The 13,058-nt window shown below is 63.0% G+C and carries 15 protein-coding genes; 7 read left to right on the forward strand and 8 right to left on the reverse strand.

Features of this window, described 5'->3' with window-relative positions; genetic code table 11:
• The first annotated feature begins 123 nt into the window (after window positions 1–123).
• The gene (locus A2G96_RS23320; RefSeq protein ID WP_062804105.1) at window positions 124–1,695 is read left to right on the forward strand and encodes an MFS transporter; all 1,572 of its coding nucleotides are present in this window, start codon (window positions 124–126) and stop codon (window positions 1,693–1,695) included.
• 91 nt (window positions 1,696–1,786) lie between these two features.
• Here A2G96_RS23320 and A2G96_RS23325 read toward each other — a convergent pair whose 3' ends face one another.
• Window positions 1,787–2,737, reverse strand: coding sequence for a helix-turn-helix domain-containing protein (locus A2G96_RS23325; protein ID WP_062802595.1), 951 nt, complete (start codon window positions 2,735–2,737; stop codon window positions 1,787–1,789).
• Between the two features lie 287 nt (window positions 2,738–3,024).
• Between A2G96_RS23325 and A2G96_RS23330 the strand changes: the two genes are divergently transcribed.
• Complete coding sequence (locus A2G96_RS23330) at window positions 3,025–3,849, forward strand: alpha/beta fold hydrolase (RefSeq protein ID WP_062802596.1); 825 nt, start codon at window positions 3,025–3,027, stop codon at window positions 3,847–3,849.
• Between the two features lie 216 nt (window positions 3,850–4,065).
• Here the strand turns inward: A2G96_RS23330 and A2G96_RS23335 are convergent, their stop codons facing one another.
• The 5 genes from A2G96_RS23335 to A2G96_RS23345 all read right to left on the reverse strand — a co-directional run bounded on the left by A2G96_RS23335 (window position 4,066) and on the right by A2G96_RS23345 (window position 7,212).
• The gene (locus A2G96_RS23335) at window positions 4,066–4,563 is read right to left on the reverse strand and encodes a DUF2306 domain-containing protein (RefSeq protein WP_062802597.1); all 498 of its coding nucleotides are present in this window, start codon (window positions 4,561–4,563) and stop codon (window positions 4,066–4,068) included.
• Between the two features lie 256 nt (window positions 4,564–4,819).
• Window positions 4,820–5,026, reverse strand: a complete 207-nt coding sequence (locus A2G96_RS34165; RefSeq protein WP_231909730.1) for a hypothetical protein — start codon at window positions 5,024–5,026, stop codon at window positions 4,820–4,822.
• 15 nt (window positions 5,027–5,041) lie between these two features.
• Window positions 5,042–5,539 carry a P-loop NTPase family protein gene (locus A2G96_RS34170; RefSeq protein ID WP_231909731.1) on the reverse strand — a complete coding sequence of 166 codons (498 nt, stop codon included), beginning with the start codon at window positions 5,537–5,539 and terminating at the stop codon, window positions 5,042–5,044.
• 174 nt (window positions 5,540–5,713) lie between these two features.
• On the reverse strand, window positions 5,714–6,193 hold the full coding sequence (locus tag A2G96_RS32765) for a GFA family protein (RefSeq protein WP_082819078.1): 480 nt from the start codon (window positions 6,191–6,193) through the stop codon (window positions 5,714–5,716).
• Window positions 6,194–6,318: 125 nt separating this feature from the next.
• Complete coding sequence (locus tag A2G96_RS23345; protein WP_062804106.1) at window positions 6,319–7,212, reverse strand: AraC family transcriptional regulator; 894 nt, start codon at window positions 7,210–7,212, stop codon at window positions 6,319–6,321.
• A 283-nt stretch (window positions 7,213–7,495) separates the two neighbouring features.
• On the opposite strand from A2G96_RS23345, the gene A2G96_RS23350 reads away from it, so the two are divergent.
• From A2G96_RS23350 to A2G96_RS23360, 3 genes are read left to right on the forward strand one after another with little or no spacing between them, the layout of a single operon-like run.
• Window positions 7,496–8,236 carry an SDR family oxidoreductase gene (locus tag A2G96_RS23350; RefSeq protein WP_062802598.1) on the forward strand — a complete coding sequence of 247 codons (741 nt, stop codon included), beginning with the start codon at window positions 7,496–7,498 and terminating at the stop codon, window positions 8,234–8,236.
• Window positions 8,237–8,278: 42 nt separating this feature from the next.
• A complete protein-coding gene (locus A2G96_RS23355; RefSeq protein WP_062802599.1) occupies window positions 8,279–9,040 on the forward strand; it encodes an SDR family NAD(P)-dependent oxidoreductase in 762 nt (253 codons plus the stop codon).
• Window positions 9,041–9,092: 52 nt separating this feature from the next.
• Complete coding sequence (locus tag A2G96_RS23360) at window positions 9,093–9,941, forward strand: SDR family oxidoreductase (RefSeq protein WP_062802600.1); 849 nt, start codon at window positions 9,093–9,095, stop codon at window positions 9,939–9,941.
• A gap of 41 nt (window positions 9,942–9,982) precedes the next feature.
• Here the strand turns inward: A2G96_RS23360 and A2G96_RS23365 are convergent, their stop codons facing one another.
• On the reverse strand, window positions 9,983–10,915 hold the full coding sequence (locus tag A2G96_RS23365; RefSeq protein WP_062802601.1) for a LysR family transcriptional regulator: 933 nt from the start codon (window positions 10,913–10,915) through the stop codon (window positions 9,983–9,985).
• A 116-nt stretch (window positions 10,916–11,031) separates the two neighbouring features.
• On the opposite strand from A2G96_RS23365, the gene A2G96_RS23370 reads away from it, so the two are divergent.
• Together A2G96_RS23370 and A2G96_RS23375 are read left to right on the forward strand one after the other, a co-directional pair.
• Window positions 11,032–11,784 (forward strand): SDR family oxidoreductase, encoded by a 753-nt coding sequence (locus A2G96_RS23370; RefSeq protein WP_062802602.1) that lies wholly within the window; start codon window positions 11,032–11,034, stop codon window positions 11,782–11,784.
• A 14-nt stretch (window positions 11,785–11,798) separates the two neighbouring features.
• Window positions 11,799–12,416 (forward strand): NADPH-dependent F420 reductase, encoded by a 618-nt coding sequence (locus A2G96_RS23375; protein ID WP_062802603.1) that lies wholly within the window; start codon window positions 11,799–11,801, stop codon window positions 12,414–12,416.
• A gap of 53 nt (window positions 12,417–12,469) precedes the next feature.
• Here A2G96_RS23375 and A2G96_RS23380 read toward each other — a convergent pair whose 3' ends face one another.
• A complete protein-coding gene (locus A2G96_RS23380) occupies window positions 12,470–13,033 on the reverse strand; it encodes a J domain-containing protein (RefSeq protein WP_062802604.1) in 564 nt (187 codons plus the stop codon).
• Between the last annotated feature and the right edge of the window lie 25 nt (window positions 13,034–13,058).

A 13,058-nucleotide genomic window follows, 5' to 3' on the forward strand; every position in this document is an offset into this window, starting at 1 on the left:
ACCTGGCGACGTTTCGTAAGCTAGCCAAGCGATGGAGCAGACAAGCGGAGCCGATTTCTATCGACCTCTGCATCGTCGACATCCGATATGAACATGCGGCTGCCCCTTTCACCCACGCTTTCCATGACCCTCATCCGCCTTCCCGAAAACATACTTGCGCTAGCTGCGGTCTGCCTGACTTCGCTGATGTTCGGTCTCGAAATATCCAGCGTCCCGACGGTCCTCTCAACCATTGAGAAAGTGCTGAACGCCGATTTCAGCCAGATTCAATGGATCATGAACGCCTATACGCTTGCCTGCACCACGGTGCTGATGGCGACCGGGGCGCTGGCGGACCGCTTCGGACGCAAGCGCGTTTATCTGGCCAGCATCGTGCTGTTCGGGCTCACGTCGCTGGGCTGCGGGCTCGCGCAAAGCGCCCCCGTGCTGATCGCCAGTCGGTTTCTTCAGGGAATCGCCGGCGGCGCCATGCTGATCTGCCAGGTGGCGGTGCTTTCGCATCAATTCCCGGAAGGGAGGGAACGCAGCAAGGCATTCGGCGCCTGGGGAATCATCTTCGGCATCGGTCTTGGCTTTGGTCCGATTATCGGCGGCCTGATCGTCGCTGTGGCCAACTGGCAGTGGGTCTTCCTGGTTCATGCGCCGGTCGCTATCGTTGCACTGGCGCTGGTGCTGGCCGGCGTGCAGGAATCCCGGGACCCAAATGCGCAACAACTGGACGTTCCTGGCATCCTGACTCTTTCCGTATCGTGTTTCGGGCTCGTCTACTTCATCACGCAAGGCGCGGATCTCGGATATTCCAGTCCCGCTGCATTGAGTATCGTCGCCGCGACGGTATTCAGCTTCATGGCATTTATCTTTGTCGAGAAGCGCAGCGGTCGACCCATGTTCGACTTTTCGGTGTTCCGGATCCGCTCGTTCTCGGGCGCGCTGTTCGGATCAATCGGCATGAACTTCAGCTACTGGCCGTTCATGATCTACCTGCCGATCTATTTCCAGGGCGCGCTTGGCTACACGAGCGTGACCGCCGGGCTGGCGCTGCTCGCCTATACGGTACCGACGCTTATCGTGCCACCGGTTGCAGAGCGGCTTGCTCTCAGGTTTGACGCGCGCAGGGTCATTCCGCTCGGCATGTTCACCATCGGCCTTGGCTTCCTGCTGATGATGTTTGGCGCTCGCGCCGAGCACGCCAGTTGGCTCACCATGCTGCCGGGTTGCCTGTTGTGCGGAACGGGGCTGGGCCTGACCAATACACCGGTCACCAATACAGCCATGGGTTCAGTCTCGCCAGATCGCGCAGGCATGGCGTCGGGTATAGACATGAGCGCGAGACTGATCAGCCTGGCCGTCAATATCGCGCTGATGGGCCTTATTCTTCTCGAGGGCGTGCATGCTTATCTCACGCGCGCACTTTCCGGCTTTCCGGATGCCTCGTCGCTTCGTTTGCTTGCAGCGCAGATTGCCGGCGGCAATATCGGGCATCTGCCGCAGAGCGGCGCTGGAATAGCGACTGTCGACCCGAACGGCGTGATCGCCAATGCGGCCCTCGTAGACGGCTTCGGCTTCGTGATGCTGTACGGTGCGATTGGTGCCTGGGCTTTTGCCCTGCTCAGTGTCGCAGTGTTTGACGCCGGCGCGCGCGCACATCGCCGGGCACCCGCGGTGGATAACGGTGTCCGCCGTCCAAGCCCGTAGAGCCATCAGCGGAGCGGAATACGCGCGCCTTGCCGGGCATCAGGATGCGCGTAGGGCAGTACATCGAAATAGCAGTGAAAGTTTGGGGCGCTCACGCTCTTGCCGAGGCGCGGCGGGCCCTTAGCGTCTGCGATGGCAGAACGCCGAAGTGGGCGCTGTAGAGAGCGGCGAACCGGCCGAAGTCCCATACACCGAACCGTCCGCAGATGCCGGAGACGGTATCGCCGGGCGCAGCGTTGCAGAGCGCCACACGGATGGCGTGCATGCGGTACAGCGCCAGATAGCGGTGAGGCCCCATGCCCAGGTATCGATGAAATACGTTGCGCACGCTGCGCTCGGACGCTTCGGCGGCCGCGCAGAGATCGTTCACGAAGATTGGCGTTTCCCCTATTAAACTGAGCAGGTCCAGTGCCCGGCTGAGAATCTGCCGATGGCGCGGCTTTTGCCGGATACTGGCCGCGCCTTCATCCATCGTAAGCACGGCGCGAAATACCAGGTCGACCAGCTCGGTTCGTGCAGCGAGCTCTGCGCCTGGATAGCGCAATTGGGCGGGATCATCGCGCTCGACCCGCATGATTCGCCATATCGTCGTCAGTAGTGCAACCACGCCCCGGCGCCCGGTGCACACCAGGTTGTTGGACAGCAGCGTCGCGTCGAACTCGTCGGCATGAGTGTGGACCCAGTGCATCACCAACGGCGCAGAAATCGCCACTGTCAGCCAGCTTGCCGCGCGCTCTGCAACGATGTGGAACATTAAATCTGGCGCCATCCATCCGACGGTCTGCGCGTCGAAGGCCTGGCCATCGACGATAGTGCATTGTTGTCCACTCAGGGGAATGAAGATATTGAAGTAGTCAGGCATGCCGATGCCCGAATAGGCGGTGGGCGCCCCCTCCCGGCCCATCATGATCGCCACCCCGTTAAGGTCGATCAGCTTCAGTCGCCAGTCCCGTTGCGCCCTGGAGCGCAACACGTAACGTCCCTGGACGCCGTAAAGCGCGGCCTCGAATTCATCGAATTCCGGGCAGATCAGTTGTGTCACGGATCACTCCCTGGTTGGTGCTTCCCATCCGGAGGCCTTGGAAAGACCAGGCGACATTTGCCGATTTTACGTAGCCAGGGATTGAAGTTTCAAGAAATGATGCCCGGCAGTGGGGATGGAAATGAGGGCGACCTGACAGACGCGAGCAACCCGGGCCATATTGCGCCGGTTCCACACGATGGCTGCTTGCCGGTCCCTGCAACGATTTCCCCGGCGCGGGCGGCAAGCTCAATGGCCGGGGCATAGCCGCTCCTGCGAACAGGGGCAATCAATTGGGAGGCAATGCCATGCAGACGGTCAGGACCAAGGATGGTGTGGATATCTTCTACAAGGACTGGGGTAGCGGCCAGCCCATTGTCTTTTCTCATGGATGGCCGCTGAGCGCGGACGACTGGGACGCGCAGATGATGTTCTTCCTGAATCACGGGTTCCGCGTGATTGCGCATGATCGTCGCGGACACGGGCGATCGACCCAGACCGCCAGCGGCCATGACATGGACCACTATGCCGACGACCTGGCAACGCTGACGTCCCACCTGGAACTGAGCAACGCCATCCATGTCGGGCATTCGACCGGCGGCGGCGAAGTGGTGCGCTATCTGGCGCGACACGGCGAAAGCCGCGTCGCAAAGGCCGTCCTGATAGCCGCTGTGCCGCCGCTGATGGTCAGGACAGAAGCCAATCCGGAAGGCTTGCCGAAGGAAGTCTTCGACGGCTTCCAGGCGCAGGTGGCCAATAACCGGGCGCAGTTCTACCGCGATATCCCGGCAGGCCCCTTCTATGGCTACAACCGCCCAGGTGTCAGTGCGGACGAAGGGGTAATCGGGAACTGGTGGCGCCAGGGCATGCAGGGCGGGGCCAAGGCACACTACGATGGCATCGTTGCCTTTTCGCAGACGGACTTTACGGAAGACCTGAAGAAGATCGCCGTGCCAACGCTGGTCATGCACGGCGACGACGACCAGATCGTCCCTTACGCCGATTCCGCGCCGCTCTCGGCAAAGCTGTTGCGCAACGGCACGCTGAAGACCTACAAGGGCTTCCCGCACGGCATGCCTACCACGCATGCCGAAACCATCAACGCAGACCTGCTGGCATTTATCCGGTCCTGATCAGAACCAGGCCAGGCCCCATGGCTGGCCTCTTTCCCTTGCCTGCCGGGGCAACAGGCGTTGCCCCGATGCGACCGATCGTCGGCAGCCGGCGCGGAGGTCCCAGTTGCCGAGAGTCGAGGGCAAAAGGGCAGATCAAGGGCGGCGAATCAGCAGTGACGCTGATCCGTTGGTTGCTGCAGGCTGGTCCGGTCTGTCGGGTCCGCGGCGGAGAATTCAGAGGGTTACCGCCATTCGGCGCGAGCGCCGAATGCGTGAGACCTGGATGGCTGCACCGATCAGGTAGATCAGGAAGGCGATCCCCACTATTGTTTTAAGCGTCGGGTCTTCCGGACCGGTGAAGGCCGGAGCACCCACCGGCAAACGCGTGCCGGTTTCGGTCAATCCTGGAATCAGATGGAAGAACAGCGTCAGCGAGTAGCCCAGTACTGCCGTGTAGCGCGCCGCACCCGTTCCCTCGCGACGTTCAGCAACACCGGCGATGGCCAGTACGACAAGCGTCAGGATCGCCAGTGCGTGGGGCGGTCCGAATCCGCCATGGCGGAAGATAAAGAGCCCGGTAAATGCCGTTGCTGCAGTCAGCCACACGTAGAGACGGCCGGGGCGGGTGCGGGTTCCAATCTCGCCGTACTTGAACAACGCCACCAGGCCACCAGCCACCGCCACGAGGGCAATGGCAGTGTGGAACATTCCGAACGGGCTGAGATTGAGCATGGCAGGCACTCCGGTTCGCGGTGTAGACGTTCAGTCACGGTGGGCTGGCAGGGCACTGACTGCGCAACAGGGCCGCGGTCAGCGCCCTGAAGCGTGGAATTCGTGATGGACTGCGAAAACCCGGGCCTTCCACTGGGCTAAGTGCGGGCGCATTGAGCAGATGATCCGCTCGCTTGAGCGGAAACGCTACGTAAAAACGGCAAACTGGGAGGCTTCACGGCATCTTCTGGAGGCGAGCGCTGATTCCAAAGCGGGATCAACCCGGCAGCCGCAACTCGCGCAGAATTTTGCTCTCATAAGCCGGCCAGTCCCTTGCAGAGTTCTCAATCGCGAGCTTGGCTAACGGTAGCTGGCGAAACAAATCATCGGTGATTCGGCGGTAATCGCGATATAGAAGAATAAGCCCTTCCAATCCCTTGTAACCCCGGCGCACGCAGTAAGGGGCCGCGAGCTTCCAGCTCACCTGATATTCGATCCACTAGGCGCCACGCTCCGCACAGACAGTCCGTACAGCTTTTTCGACATCCTCCTGCCAAAGGTACAGGACGAACGGATTGAGCGGAGCAGTGACTGCGGCCAGCGCCTGTACGTAGTCGAAAATCAACGCAGACTTGGCTTCCATCAGCAGCAGGTGAGTCAGGTCTCCATGAAACAGTTGGCCGTCCATTACTGGGATGGAGGTCTCCGCCTGTGTCGCCTCGACAAAGGCTTTCCACCTAGCTAGGGCACGGTCCGCGAGATGCTGTGGTGTCGCGTCCCGCCACGGTTCAAACCAGTGTTCAAGTTCGTCAGTCGCGCGCACCGGGTGGGGCTCTGTCCTCTCGTGGACCGGCAAAGCTGGCTGCCCCGCCTCTTGCAGATGTTTCGCAATGAGGCGCATCGTCGTTGACTTGCCTGAACCCATGATGCCCTCAACGATCACAAGCCGATGCGCGGTGGAAGGCTCTGCACTGTCAGACGTCGTCGAACTCGTCATTTTCGCAAACGGCCCCTTGGAAGGACATCTACGCTAGGCCGTACATGCGGGATTGTCAACAATTTGCATGCCGTTGTCGAAGGCCTGCTAATGGCCGATCTCAGTCTTCCGCCATCCGGGGTGCCAGGCTTCCTGATGCCCGATTACCTGGGGCCTTGCCGCATATGCAGGCCTTCAATCACCCGCTCCACTCCCGCGCGCTTGTCGCCAAAGTTCAATTAGCATTTCCGGATCCGCAGGATAAGTCTCGAATTGCGCCACGGAGTCTGGAATGAGAAACCAGGATTGCTTGCTACGCGTGTAGACGTGCGCAACCGGTTCGAAGCTCCGCTGATCGTACAGGTTACCCGGCCTGAGTATCGAGATGTTGGGCTTGTCCAAGGGTTCTGCCCAAAGTCGCGTGTCACAGCGTGGACATATTCGGCTACGCCGTCGATGCTTTTCGTTGACCTGGAACTCTACTAGTGGGGCTTCGCCCGACAAAACATGCAGATGAGTTCTGGGGACCAGCATCACAGGGAGTGCCGCACCCCCGGTTCGCCGCTGGCAGACGGTGCAGTGGCATACATAGAAGGTCAGAGGCTCACCGGCAAGTTCAAACTCCACTTGTCCGCAAAGGCAGGCCCCTTTGTACGACGACGTGCGCTGATTCATTTGGAATCTCGAAGACTTACATGACTAGTGGTTCCGCGCATCTTGTCAGACCGCCAAGCCATCTCTTTCAACCGCCGGCCACGTAAGAGGCAAGGTCGTTGTGGACATGGCCCGGTAGGGATTGCCTAGGCACCGAAGCGAACCGCCGGCGACAGGGTGAACGACTCGCGCATGTCGCGCGCCTCCTCGACCGGCGTCCTGCCGAAAAGGCGCTTGAACTCCCGGCTGAACTGCGAGGTGCTTTCGTAGCCGACGCGTCCTGCCGCCGCCGCGGCGGTAACGCCGTCGCGAATCATCATCAGCCGCGCCTGGTGCAGGCGGGTGGACTTGATGTACTGGATCGGCGAAGTCTGCGTCACCGTGCGGAAGTTTGCGTGAAATGCCGGCACGCTCATGCCGGCTTCCTCGGCCAGGCACGTCACATTGAGGGGCGTCGCATAGTCGGTGTGGATTCGATTCAGTGCCTTCGCGACGCGACCGAAGCGACCGTGGTGGGCAAGCGCGGCACGCATCGCGCCGCCCTGCGCTCCCGTCAGGACGCGGTAGCAGATCTCCCGCACCAGGCTGGGACCCAGGATTTGCGCATCCATTGGCACCGTCAATGCCTCCAGCAACCGGACTGTTGCGCCGGCCAGGTTCTCGTCCAGTTGGGTAGAGACCATGCCATTCGGCGGCTCGTCAGGAAGCTGGCCCGCTGCACCGATCTGCGTGATCAGCTCGCTGAGCTCGATGAGGTCGAGGCGGATGGACACGGCGAGCATGGGCTCCTCTGGCGAGGCCTGGGTTTCCGTCGAAAACGGCAGCGGTACGGACAGCACCAGATAGTGCTGTGCGTCGTAGACATAGACCTCATTGCCCAGAAAGCCCAGCTTGCGGCCCTGGCACACGATCACGATGCTCGGCTCGTACAGCACCGGCGTGCGCCCGAGGGGCCGATCCGAGCGCATCAGCCGGACACTTTCCAGCGCCGACTGGGTGTAGCCCTCGTTGGGCGCCAGCTTCTCGATCAGGCGGACCATGCTGACCGAAGCGGGGGAGCGGACCTTCGACACCGCAGTCTCCTGTTGTTCGCTACAGGCGCAATTCTAGCCGTGCCTCGCCAGAGGCGCCAGCGCACTTGATAGGAATAGGCAATAACGGCATCGGTCCGTGTCTTCGCCGGAAGACCCGCCATCCCTATCATTCACTCACCGGCCGACGAACCGTTTCGCTTAATTGAAGGCTGCAACCGGGCAGATAAGGTTCCGCGGAAAAGCGCGGATACCGTCGCCCCGATCCGAACCAACAATAGGAGTATGCAAGATGGCAAACACTTCCACCGAATCGAAAGTCATCCTGATCACCGGCGCCAGCAGCGGCATTGGCGAGGGCGCGGCCCGTTTGCTCGCCGCGCAAGGACACCGCCTCGTGATTGGCGCGCGCCGCACCGACCGGCTCGCCGAGCTGACGCGATCGATTGAAGCGTCCGGCGGCATCGTTCGCTATCGCGAACTCGACGTGACTTCGGCCGATGACGTGGCGGCATTCGCCCGCTTCGCACTCGACGCTTTTGGCCGTATCGACGTGCTGGTCAACAACGCGGGCGTGATGCCGCTTTCGCCGCTCAGCGCTCTCAAGGTCGGCGAGTGGAACCGGATGATCGACGTGAACATCCGCGGCGTGCTGCACGGCATTGCCGCGGTGCTGCCGACGATGGAAGCGCAAGGCCAAGGCCAGATCATCAATATTTCGTCGATTGGCGGCCTTTCCGTGTCGCCGACTGCCGCGGTCTACTGCGCCACCAAGTTTGCCGTTCGCGCCATCTCGGATGGGCTGCGCCAGGAAACCGACACGATCCGCGTGACGGTGATCTGCCCGGGCGTTGTCGAATCCGAACTGGCCGACACGATCTCCGACGACACCGCGCGCACGGCGATGCAGGAGTTCCGTCGCATCGCCATCACGCCCGACGCCATCGCCCGCGCCATTGCCTACGCGGTAGAGCAGCCCGCCGAAGTCGACGTCAGCGAGATCGTGGTACGCCCCACCGCCAGCCCGTTCTGACCCAACCGATACGTACTACGCAACCCGATCAAGGAGAACATCATGACATCACCCAACACACCTCATGGCGCCTTCGCAGGCAAGGTCGCCATCGTTACCGGTGCCGCCAGCGGCATTGGCCTGGCCACGACGGAACTGCTCCACGCCGAGGGCGCGAATGTGATTGCCGTCGGACGCGGCAGCAACGTTGAAGCGCTGGCTCGTCCCGGCATCGTTCCCGTCGTCGCCGATGTGGCGCGCGAGGAAAGCGCCGTTCGGGCCGTGGCCACCGCAATCGAGCGGTTTGGCAAGCTCGACATCCTGGTCAACAACGCGGCGGTCATCAACAACAAGCCGCTCGTCGATATGTCGCTCGAGGACTGGAACGGCATCCAGGCCGTCAACGCCACGGGCGCGTTCCTGTTCTCGCGCGAAGCCATGCGCGTGATGATGCCGGCAAAGACTGGCGCCATCGTCAACGTGGGGTCCTACGCGTGTTATCAGGCGTTTCCGCTGATCGCGGCCTATGCGGCGTCCAAGGGCGCGCTGGCGCAGCTGACGCGGGCGCTTTCGCTGGAAGCCATCGAGCACGGCATTCGCGTCAATGCGGTCGGCTCCGGCGATGTCATCACCAACATTACCAACCACATCCATGCCGACGGCCAGGCATTCCTTGCCGAGCACGGCAAGAAGGCGCCGATCCGCCGCGCGGCCCAGCCGAAGGAAATTGCCGAGGTGATCGCCTTCCTCGCCTCAGAAAAGGCCAGCTTCATGGTCGGCGCAGTCGTCATGGCGGACGGGGGCATGAGCGTGGCGCTGCCCTGACGTCATGGCCAGCCAGCAGCCAATTTTTTTGCTTACTCAAGGAATTCAGATCATGAAACAAGCATCCCGAACCTGGTTCATTACCGGCGCATCGAAGGGCGTCGGCCAGAAGCTCGTTACCCGTCTGTTGGAGCAAGGCCATCGGGTGGCGGCAACCTCCCGCACGGCCGCCTCGCTGACGCAGGCATTCGGTGCGGAGTCCGACCGCTTTCTACCGCTGGAGGTCGACCTGACCAATGATGGCAGCGTCCGGCAGGCCATCGAGAAGACCGTGCAATGGTTCGGCGTTCTCGACGTGGTCGTGAACAATGCCGGCTACGCCCAGCAAGGCACCGTCGAGGCATTGTCCGACGACGAGGTTCGCAGCAATTTCGAGGTCAACTTCTTCGCGCCGATGGCTGTGGTGCGCCATGCGCTGCCGCAGCTTCGCCGCCAGCGCAGCGGGCACATCATCAATCTCTCGTCCATCGTCGGCTTTCAGGGCGGGTATGCGGGATGGGGCAGCTACGTCGCGAGCAAGTTCGCGCTGTCGGGCCTGACGGAATCGCTCGCGGCAGAAGTTGCCGAGCTGGGGATCCGTGCGACGGTGGTGTACCCGGGCCCGGTGCGCACCGATTTCCTGTCGAACGGTGCGCTGGCGGTGGCGAAGCGGCAGATCGACGACTACGCGGAGGCCAAGGCTTCGCTGGACCTGCATCTCGACACCCTGCATGGCCATCAGGCGGGAGATCCGGACAAGCTGGCACTGCTGATCATCCAGGCCGCGAGTGTTGAATCGGCCCCGCTGCATCTGTTCGCCGGCAAGATTGCCAATGAACTGGCGGCCGCCAAGGCGAGCGCTGTCTCGAGGGATCTCGAGGCCTGGCGGCGCTCGTCTGAAGCTACGGACTTCGCGGAGTGATTGAAGGGAAGCGAAGGGAAGTGAAGGGAAGGCCGGCAGCCCTAAATGCCAAGGCTGCCTGCCAACCGCTCGGCCAGCCCGTCGCGGCGGAAAGCTTCTACAACATGGTCCACGAATACGCGCGTCTTGCCAGGCATCAGCGTGCGCGTAGGGTAGTACAACGAAATGGCGCCAGCGTCGGCGTACCAGCGCGGCAGCAGGCGTACCAGTTCGCCGCGTTCGATCCATGGCAGTACGTCGGGTACCGCCAGCAGCGCCACGCCCAAGCCCAGTAGCGCGGCTTCGCGCATGGCGGCCGGGTCGCTCACGACAATGCGTTCGGGCAGGGTCGCGGCAACCTCGTTGCCGGCGGCATCGCGCAGGGTCCAGTGGCGCGTGCGTCCGGTGCGTCCGGAGCGCATGACGATGCCATCCATCACGTCCAGCATGGACGGATCGGCAGGCAGCGTGCGTTCCCGCAGATACGCAGGCGACGCCACCGCGACGATATGCGCGGGTGCCAGCGGGCGCGACACCAGACCCGGCGCCAGTTCAAAGCCTCCGCCTATGGCTGCGTCGAAGCCCTCGGCAATCAAGTCGATCGCGCGATTCTCGAAATGCCATTCTGGGCGGATCGCGGGGTAACGCTGCAGGAAATCAGGGAGCAACGGCATCACGTAAGCCACGCCGAATGACGGCGCCAGGCTGACTTTGAGCACGCCGGCCGGTTCGCCGTGGTCGTTCGACATGGCGGCGATGGCGGCTTGCAGCGCGTCCAGGTTGCCGCCAATGGAGGCCAGGAAGCGTTCGCCAGCCTCGGTAAGCGTCAGCTTGCGCGTCGAGCGCTGGAACAGTCGCACGCCCAGATTGCGCTCAAGCATCGCCACGTTGCGGCTGACGGCCGCTGGCGTCAGGCCCAGTCGGCGACCCGCCGCCGAAAAGCTGCCGGTTTCGGCGCTGCGCACAAAGGATTCGAGGTTGGCAAGGGTTTCCATCCGCAGCAGCTTACACGATTGCTTGAAGATGATTCCAGTCATTCCTAGCTAATCATCGCGCAATCGAACACCCATACTCCGTTCACACCTTCTGATTGACCCCAACGGAGAAAGACATGACTCAACAGACCCTTCCCCTGGCCGGCAAGATCGCCCTGGTTACCGGCGGTTCGCGCTCGATCGGCGCTGCCATCGCCCGCCGCCTGGCCGCCGACGGTGCGGCCGTGGCGCTGACCTACAGTGCCTCAGCGGACAAGGCCGCCACGGTAGTGCGCGAGATCGAGGCAGCCGGCGGCCGCGCCATCGCGCTCGCCGCCGACGCCGGCGATGCCGCCGCGGTGCGCCGGGCCGTGGCAGCGACGGTCGACGCCTTCGGTGGCCTCGACATCCTCGTCAACAACGCCGGCCTGGGCCTGGGCGGTGCCATCGAGGACATCGCGTTCGACACCTACGAGCGCATGATTGCGGTGAACGTGACCGGCGTATTCGTGGCCACGCAGGAAGCCGTGCGCCATATGAAGCCGGGCGGGCGGGTGATCCACATCGGTTCGTCGATGGCGCGCTACGCGGCGTTTCCCACGGCATCGCTGTACACGCTGACCAAGGGTGCGATTGCCGGCTTCAATCGCAGCCTGGTGCGCGACCTGGGGCCGAAAGGCATCACCGTCAACACCGTCCACCCCGGTCCGACCGACACGGATATGAATCCGGCCGGCGGCCCGGTCAGCGAGATCGTCGGGCCCGGCATCGCCCTGGGCCGATACGGGCAGCCGCATGAGATTGCCGGCGTGGTAGCGTTCCTTGCCGGCCCGGACGCAGCCTTCGTCACCGGCGCCGAGATCGTTGCCGATGGCGGCTTCACCGCCTGAACCAGGAGACCGTCATGCAAGCAAGCTACGGCAAGACCATTGGCATCATCGGCGCGGGCGCAATCGGCACGGCGTTCGCCACGGCGCTGGCACGCCACGGCATCCACGCGGTGCTGGCCAACAGCCGCGGGCCTGAAACGCTGCGCGATGCCGCGAACGCAATCGGGCCTTCGATCCGCCCCGGCACCCGCGAGCAAGCCGCGGCGCAAGACATCGTGCTGGTGGCCGTCAACTGGTCGAAGCTGCCGCAGGCGCTGGCCGGGTTGCCGGACTTTGGCGGGCGCATTGTCATCGACGCCAACAACCCGATCGAGGCGCCGCTGTTTCGCCCCGCGGACCTGCATGGCCGCTCGTCGAGCGCGGTGTTTGCAGGCTTGGTGCCGGGGGCGCGGGTTGTAAAGGCGTTGAATCACCTGCAGCCCTCGCTGGTTGCCGGCGATCCGCAAGCAGAAGGCGGCCGCCGCGTGATGTTCATGTCGGGTGACGATGCGAACGCCAAGGCCGAGGTGGGCAGGTTGATCGATCGCCTCGGGTTCTTCGGCATCGATCTGGGTTCGCTCGATGTGGGCGGAAGGCAGCACCAGTTTCCCGGGGGAGCGCTGGCGGCGCTGAATCTGGTGAGGATGGGTTGATTTGAAGGGCGTATTGCGTGGTCAGCAGTGACGCGCAAATCCGGAACCACCCGCTAGCGAAACCTGAACAGCCCTTGCCAGAATGCCTCGAACGGGCTGGTGGGGATTTCGGTGCGCGCCGTGCAGGCATCCGCCGGCGCGGCGGCCTGGCTCTCGGCGCATGCGTGGCGCGACTGATGCAGTGCGTGAACGCTGTCGGCAATTCGTCCGGCGAGCTCCGTCTCGCAGTCCTTGCCCAGCAGGATGCCGAACAGGACGTCGCGCGCATGCCCCTGGTCGGCATAGCGCATCGCGACGGCGACCATCTTCTCGTAATGGTCCTGCGCGACGCGTCTCGCCTGCTCCTGCGCCTGGCGTTCCTCGGCCTCCTGTGCGGCGTGCTCGGCTTCCCAGCGGCGCATTTCGCGTTCGAAGACGTCGTCGTAGACCTGGCGCTGCTCGGCGTCGGACAGGATCGCATAGGCATCGCGAATCTGCTGGAAGGCAGCATGGCTTTCGGCTTCGCGACCGGGATTGCGGTCCGGATGCCATTTCATTGCCGCGCGGCGATAGGCAAGCTTGATCTCATCCAGGGTGGCATCGGCCGGTACGCCAAGCGTCGCGTAGAGCGTGGTCATGGGAAGCGGGGCGGAGGAGAGCGAA

It is taken from the genome of Cupriavidus nantongensis (assembly GCF_001598055.1).
Lineage (GTDB): Bacteria > Pseudomonadota > Gammaproteobacteria > Burkholderiales > Burkholderiaceae > Cupriavidus > Cupriavidus nantongensis.

What these genes read in the sequence shown, in the direction of transcription:
- A2G96_RS23335 (WP_062802597.1), bottom strand. Translation starts at nt 4,563, where the DNA reads ATGCTCAATCTCAGCCCGTTCGGAATGTTCCACACTGCCATTGCCCTC.
- A2G96_RS23320 (WP_062804105.1), top strand. Translation starts at nt 124, where the DNA reads ATGACCCTCATCCGCCTTCCCGAAAACATACTTGCGCTAGCTGCGGTC.
- A2G96_RS23360 (WP_062802600.1), top strand. Translation starts at nt 9,093, where the DNA reads ATGAAACAAGCATCCCGAACCTGGTTCATTACCGGCGCATCGAAGGGC.
- A2G96_RS23355 (WP_062802599.1), top strand. Translation starts at nt 8,279, where the DNA reads ATGACATCACCCAACACACCTCATGGCGCCTTCGCAGGCAAGGTCGCC.
- A2G96_RS23375 (WP_062802603.1), top strand. Translation starts at nt 11,799, where the DNA reads ATGCAAGCAAGCTACGGCAAGACCATTGGCATCATCGGCGCGGGCGCA.
- A2G96_RS32765 (WP_082819078.1), bottom strand. Translation starts at nt 6,193, where the DNA reads ATGAATCAGCGCACGTCGTCGTACAAAGGGGCCTGCCTTTGCGGACAA.
- A2G96_RS23370 (WP_062802602.1), top strand. Translation starts at nt 11,032, where the DNA reads ATGACTCAACAGACCCTTCCCCTGGCCGGCAAGATCGCCCTGGTTACC.
- A2G96_RS34170 (WP_231909731.1), bottom strand. Translation starts at nt 5,539, where the DNA reads ATGACGAGTTCGACGACGTCTGACAGTGCAGAGCCTTCCACCGCGCAT.
- A2G96_RS23350 (WP_062802598.1), top strand. Translation starts at nt 7,496, where the DNA reads ATGGCAAACACTTCCACCGAATCGAAAGTCATCCTGATCACCGGCGCC.
- A2G96_RS23330 (WP_062802596.1), top strand. Translation starts at nt 3,025, where the DNA reads ATGCAGACGGTCAGGACCAAGGATGGTGTGGATATCTTCTACAAGGAC.
- A2G96_RS23380 (WP_062802604.1), bottom strand. Translation starts at nt 13,033, where the DNA reads ATGACCACGCTCTACGCGACGCTTGGCGTACCGGCCGATGCCACCCTG.
- A2G96_RS23365 (WP_062802601.1), bottom strand. Translation starts at nt 10,915, where the DNA reads ATGGAAACCCTTGCCAACCTCGAATCCTTTGTGCGCAGCGCCGAAACC.
- A2G96_RS23345 (WP_062804106.1), bottom strand. Translation starts at nt 7,212, where the DNA reads ATGGTCCGCCTGATCGAGAAGCTGGCGCCCAACGAGGGCTACACCCAG.